This is a genomic window from Lysinibacillus parviboronicapiens (assembly GCF_003049575.1).
GTDB classification, from domain to species: domain Bacteria; phylum Bacillota; class Bacilli; order Bacillales_A; family Planococcaceae; genus Lysinibacillus; species Lysinibacillus parviboronicapiens.
Genome location: NZ_PYWI01000066.1, coordinates 1 through 5,177, shown reverse-complemented (window position 1 = coordinate 5,177; position 5,177 = coordinate 1). Strand labels below are relative to the sequence as shown.

Sequence of the window (5,177 nt, the reverse complement as noted above, 5' to 3'; positions counted from 1 at the left end):
CTACGATTTAAAACGTGAGGAAGGAAAGCCATATAAAGTAGCCATTATTGCTTGTGCTAATAAGCTTTTACACTGGATTTATGCGATTTTAAAAACGAAAACACCATTCCAAGAAACTATTTAGTAACAGCATTTTCAAATAAAACAAAAACCTCTCACACTGAACGAGGAGGGTTATTTGTCTTGCGCATTTTTAGTATAACATGAAGTGTTTTTCGATTAAAAATGTTTTTCTTGACATTCTATTAGCTGGTTTAGTTTAAGAAGAACAGAGACGCTTATTAAACAAATGCGCCCGATTGTTGAACACAAGTTAAACAACACTGTTGAACTAACCTCAGTTAGCACAACAAGAAACGAGATGCTGCCGCTGCAACATCTTGTTTAACTCTTGGAAAACTTTCACCATTTACTAATAATCAAATACAAAAAAACCACCCATCATGGAGTGGTATTTTTCTGAGTTATTTAGCTGGAGAAAATACAAAATCTATTGGTTTTCGTCTGTTTGATTATTTTGGTTATCATTTTGATTTTGATCTTGTTGTTCAGAAGGTTCTTCAGTTGGGTCTGGCTCCTGTTCATCATTAGCTGTACCACATCCGAACAATAATCCTGTAGAAAGTATTGCAGTAAACGTACCTATTATTAATTTTTTCATATATTCACCTCATTCAAGGAAATTTTATTCTCCTTTATTATTGTCCAAATTATTTTTCGCATACGATATTTTTAAGTACCAGAAAAGTGAATTTACACCCATAAACTTCTATTCAAAAGTTTCATGGTCAACATGGAATATTTTGCGAGTCTAAATAAGACTTACAATGTAAATACTTAATTATGTATTACCAATCGTTATAAAGTTCCCTATCGAACTTTCACAAGTCTCCCTCAAAGGCATAACGATTGGTCCTTTTTAATTTATGTAATAAACTATAGACCAAAACAATATTTGTTCAGGTCTATAGAAGAAGAATTGGACTTATACCTTATTGTTTTGATGAATTACCAGTTAAATTATTTGCTACAGCTTGTAATGGTTGAGTCATTTGTTGTGAAGATTGATTTGTTTGCTGTTGAGGTTGCTTGGTCTGTTGTGGCAAATTTCAATATTATTAATGTTGGAGATAGATAAAATTTAAATGAGGGCATCAAAATGAACAAACTAGAACAAACAACCCAAGAATTACTGGAAGCTGGTTATACAATTGAGGAAATTAAAGCAGCATTTGAGGAAGTCATTGAAAAAGCTAAAGATGATGGGACAGATAACTAATTACAGTTGTCTGTTTTTTTATCTATAACCTGCCCCGTTAGCTTAAGAAGAAAAAGATAAAAGAGGATAGATAGAGCTAATTTTTTTAAGCTCTTCTATCCTTTTAATTTCTATACATATATTGTGTGACATTATATAAGGATTCACTATTTAAAATAGTTTTAGCTTATATCTTGACTTTTAATAAAAATTAGAGTAGCTTGCTCAATTTTAGATTTGTTTGATGGTCTTCCTCTAAAAGAAAAGTCGTCAAAAACCGAAACGCCATTTCGTAAAACAACGCCTTCACAATCTAAATTGCTGTATGTGATTGGATTGAACGTCCGACATCCTGTAACTCAGGAAACTTAGCAGTAACGTTGTTTCCATGACGTGTATCTAAAGATGGTAAAGTAGTTATCAATCCTTATTTCAATCTATCGAGTTAGCTATTTCTAACAAAATATCTGCTGCTTTATCAGATACTTTTTTATCAAGGCTTAGAGTATATTGAAACCCATTTTTATCAAACACAAGAATGTTAAAACCTGACACAGCAGTACTAAAAATCGCATCATTACCGTCATTCATTTTCAAAACCTGATCTATCTTTTTTTCATCAAACTTAATCTTACTATCAAGTGGCCTCACATGAATTTGATAGTGATTTTTTCCTGAATTTTGATTTAAGTATTTGATTTCTAGGTAATTATTTTCTGAACCTTCTAAATCTGTAAACCTACCAAAATTATGAGTAAATGAAATTGGTGGAATTTGAAGTGGTAATGCGATATCTCGGTTAAAATGCTGTTCACTTTGTTTAAGAGCCTTATTAACTTCCATATAACCTCCATCTAAATAGTTTTTTTCAAATCGATAATTCTTGGCATAAGAGGACGTGGTCATAAAAACAAAGAAAAGAACGAAAGAAAGCAGAATAAGTCTAATCTTTTTCACAAAAAAACACTCCTTTTTTCAAATAATTTCATTTTTCGAGAATATTTGGAGGATTATTGAAAAATTAGTCGAATCTATATTTATACCATCTATTTAGGAGGGAAAATATGAAAAAGAAGAGTATATTCAATTCAGTAATCTTAGTAGTATTAGCAATTTTTTGTTTTTCGATTGAACTACCACAAGCGAATGCAGCCTTTACATGTGGAACCACTCCTCGTTGTGCACAAACAACTCTGACCTATGGTGGAGCTCAATATGCTTCTAGTGGTTCGATTTATCTAGCCGCAGGAGAAAGTGTGTATTTTGATTGGGAAAATGACAGCCCTGGCAAAATGCAGGTTGTTTTCTATGTTACTAAAGATGGAAAACAAGTCGGTTCTGCTAAATTTGCAGCTGCCTTAGGGAACGACTATGATTATTTTTCAGTAAAAGAAAGTGGTAATTATTATCTAACTGCAGCATGTGAAGGTGGAAATGATAATCGATGCCAAGGTGGAGGTACCATTAGAAAGTGGTAGCCCTAAAAATATAGTCAAATTCAATAATACTCCGTACTACATTCTAAGTATGCGGGGTATTATTTATGTGTATTATTTTTTCACACGTGTTGATTAACCAAGATTATACAGTCGTTGAATGATTTATGTCCCAATGAAACATCAGGATTTCTTTCACCTTGATTCACCATTCCGGAGGCAGGGCAGCACAAAGAAACAGGCGTGTGAAACCTGCGAATGATAGAGGTTTTGTGTTATTTACCATAATCAAGTGCCTTTAAATGTTTAGAAGCGATGAATGATTCACCGGAACAAGACCGTTACTTGTACCCTCGCTGCGTATTGCATCTATTTATATAATAGAAAAAAATATTTGAATATGTGATTACTTATAGTTCTTTAACCTTAATTGAATTGACTAGAAAATTATACAAATACTATGGTTTGGATAGAGAGAGAAGACTATTCAATCAAAATATAGAATTTAAATACAAATTTAAGGGTGCGATTAAACTTAAGTTACTGCTAAAAATAACTTTTGGTACATAGAAATAACCAGGTATCTTAGTGTTGCTTTGAAATAAAGTTTGATCAAAAAAATCCTACAAACCAGCATTTTACAATAAATATAAAGAATCCAGTTTGATCAAAATGGATTCTTTATCAGCAGATATTAGTTTCGTTTTTAAAAAAGTTCGATTATTTCGTAATGGTGTTGCTCAACAATCTGGCCCTTTCCATGAATAAAGACGCTTTCCTTATTAGGAAAAGCGCCCGATTGCGGTATAGTTAAGCAATATTTTCACCAAAACTTTAAGTAATGAACAAGCGTGTTAATTCCTAAAACTTTACAGCCATAATTGCAATTATAACTATAATACTTAATACTACCCCAGTAGCCTTTTTACCGGAATTAGCCATGTTATCACCCTTCCTTAAATCATTCATCAAACGATAAATTTACTGGCTCGTCCAGCAGTTCACCATGCACCTCTAAATTAGTTGTTGGAATACTTTCATTCACTTCTTCAAAAGTGAATTGATCTGCCCATACAGTTCCTTGTCCAGACAGAATGATACCAAACGAAATAACAGCACTTTGGGTTGGAACATCTAAAATAATAGAATAATGGTTCCAGTTTGTTGTTCCTTTAATGGGGCGATTACTCATATTATCAAATTGAAGAACATCTTCCATTGTGTCGTCTACTCGCATCCACATCCCAGCGAACTTATCTACCTCTTCCGTACGGATGAAACAAGAGAGTCTAATGCGCTTTCCAACAAACTGATTAGCCTTAAATGTTTGCATCATGGTAGCGAATTCAGTTGAATCTAACACTGTTTTGGATTTTAAATAACCTGATGCTTTCCCCTGATGAACAACTTCATGGTCAATTCCCATTTCGTAATTAAATGGATTTGATCCACTTAAAAACCAACCTTTCACCTTTGTATCCATATTTGTTTCCTCCTTAATTTTATTCACGTCTGACATCATTCTGCGATATTTGCCAGGTGGTAGCTTATAAATCTCTTTAAATGCTCTTGTAAATGATTCTTGTGATTCAAACTGATAATATAAAGCGATATCAAGAATGCGTTCACTTGTGTAAAGCAAGGCGGAAGAAGCATTAGCCAATCTTCTTAACCGAATATATTCAGTTACCGTCATGCCAACCGTGGATTGGAATATTCGATGAAAGTGATACTTTGAAAAATTTGATTGTGCTGCAATATTTTCCAAATTAAGTGGTTCATGTAGGTTTTCTTCCACATACAAAATAATTTTCTTAATTATAATTTCATGGTTATACAACGAAGGCACCTCCTTTAAATATGATATCAAGGTTCTTCATTCGTTTTTTGATATATCTTGCGAAGTAATCGCTCCATCCTAAAAATCATTAAAAAGAGGTTGATGTAATATCAACCTCTTTTTATATCTGCTGTAGGTTTAAAATAAAGTTTGATCAAAAACACCTCTTAAATCCACATCTTACGTTAAATTAATAGAACCCGTTTTGAAAAAAGTTTGATCAAAACGGATTCTTCCTCTGTGAAGTATTGTTTAATTTTTATAAAAAAGTTTATTTCAATATCAATAGTGAATTTCTGGTTAAAAACAAAAGCTCGAATTTTGATCAAAATACGTACCTTCTATGTTTATTGCTATTTATCTTTTAATAAAGATTGATTATTTCAGAGAGCAAATCTTCATCTTACGACCCTTTTTGTTTAAGTTTAATACTTTCAAATCTCTTTCTTAACAAAACTTAAACACTCTGAGGAGGGGCATAAAAAAACTCCTTCTTATTCAAGGAAAGCGCCCAAATGTTGAAGATATCTATTAGCTCACCAAACATATAGCTATTCACTTCAGTAAACCCTTAAACTTCAAGGGCTTCTCCTATAACTAAAATGGAAATAAGCGCTGACCCTTGCTAGGATCAACGCATCTC

The 5,177-nt window shown here is 32.7% G+C and carries 4 protein-coding genes and 1 pseudogene; 2 read left to right on the top strand and 3 right to left on the bottom strand.

The features are described from left to right. Positions 1-124: pseudogene (locus tag C9J35_RS22790) on the top strand (IS110 family transposase); the annotation flags it as partial. Positions 125-490: 366 nt separating this feature from the next. On the opposite strand, the gene C9J35_RS23860 reads toward C9J35_RS22790, so the two are convergent. Both C9J35_RS23860 and C9J35_RS22785 read right to left on the bottom strand, forming a co-directional pair. After that, on the bottom strand, positions 491-661 hold the full coding sequence (locus C9J35_RS23860; RefSeq protein WP_167396051.1) for a hypothetical protein: 171 nt from the start codon (positions 659-661) through the stop codon (positions 491-493). 1,029 nt (positions 662-1,690) lie between these two features. Then, positions 1,691-2,215, bottom strand: a complete 525-nt coding sequence (locus tag C9J35_RS22785; RefSeq protein ID WP_107927116.1) for a hypothetical protein — start codon at positions 2,213-2,215, stop codon at positions 1,691-1,693. 107 nt (positions 2,216-2,322) lie between these two features. On the opposite strand from C9J35_RS22785, the gene C9J35_RS22780 reads away from it, so the two are divergent. Beyond that, positions 2,323-2,736 (top strand): hypothetical protein, encoded by a 414-nt coding sequence (locus tag C9J35_RS22780; protein WP_107927114.1) that lies wholly within the window; start codon positions 2,323-2,325, stop codon positions 2,734-2,736. 919 nt (positions 2,737-3,655) lie between these two features. On the opposite strand, the gene C9J35_RS22775 is transcribed toward C9J35_RS22780, so the two are convergent. Further along, on the bottom strand, positions 3,656-4,534 hold the full coding sequence (locus C9J35_RS22775) for a helix-turn-helix domain-containing protein (RefSeq protein WP_107927112.1): 879 nt from the start codon (positions 4,532-4,534) through the stop codon (positions 3,656-3,658). Positions 4,535-5,177: the final 643 nt, after the last annotated feature.